Source organism: Lysinibacillus sp. ZYM-1 (assembly GCF_001308875.1).
Taxonomy (GTDB): domain Bacteria; phylum Bacillota; class Bacilli; order Bacillales_A; family Planococcaceae; genus Lysinibacillus.
The window spans coordinates 1-696 of record NZ_KQ465184.1 but is presented as its reverse complement, the minus strand read 5'-3'; the positions used below and the strand labels follow the sequence as shown (position 1 = coordinate 696).

4 tRNA genes and 2 rRNA genes are annotated in these 696 nt (G+C 46.0%); all 6 read left to right on the top strand.

The features are described from left to right. Window positions 1-95, top strand: a 23S ribosomal RNA gene (locus AO843_RS23790); the annotation flags it as partial. A 116-nt stretch (window positions 96-211) separates the two neighbouring features. Continuing rightward, window positions 212-327 (top strand): 5S ribosomal RNA (gene rrf / locus AO843_RS23785). 10 nt (window positions 328-337) lie between these two features. Next, window positions 338-413 (top strand) — tRNA-Val (locus tag AO843_RS23780). Between the two features lie 3 nt (window positions 414-416). After that, window positions 417-492: transfer RNA gene (locus AO843_RS23775), tRNA-Thr, on the top strand. Between the two features lie 7 nt (window positions 493-499). After that, a tRNA-Lys gene (locus AO843_RS23770) sits at window positions 500-575 on the top strand. A 27-nt stretch (window positions 576-602) separates the two neighbouring features. Continuing rightward, window positions 603-687 (top strand) — tRNA-Leu (locus tag AO843_RS23765). Window positions 688-696 lie beyond the last annotated feature (9 nt).

Genomic DNA, 696 nt, shown 5'->3' with positions numbered 1-696 from the left:
AAGATCCCTCAAAGACGATGAGGTAGATAGGTTCGAGGTGGAAGTGTGGTGACACATGGAGCTGACGAATACTAATCGATCGAGGACTTAACCAAAAAAAGTTTGAAACATTCAATGAACCGTTTATCCAGTTTTGAAAGAATAAGAAAGTTTTTAAAAAAACTTGCATTTATAACTAAATATGTTATAATAAATCTTGTCTTTTAAGAAGTCTAGTGATGATGGCAAAGAGGTCACACCCGTTCCCATACCGAACACGGAAGTTAAGCTCTTTAGCGCCGATGGTAGTTGGGGGCTTCCCCCTGTGAGAGTAGGACATCGCTAGGCATAGTACCCAGGAGGATTAGCTCAGCTGGGAGAGCACCTGCCTTACAAGCAGGGGGTCGGCGGTTCGAGCCCGTCATCCTCCACCATTTGCCGGTTTAGCTCAGCAGGTAGAGCAACTGACTTGTAATCAGTAGGTCGTGGGTTCGATTCCTATAGCCGGCACCATTTTTATGAGCCATTAGCTCAGTTGGTAGAGCATCTGACTTTTAATCAGAGGGTCGAAGGTTCGAGTCCTTCATGGCTCACCATTTAATTACCAACAGTAGTAAAATTAAGCGGGTGTGGCGGAATTGGCAGACGCACTAGACTTAGGATCTAGCGCCGCAAGGCGTGGGGGTTCGACTCCCTTCACCCGCACCATTTTTAAAT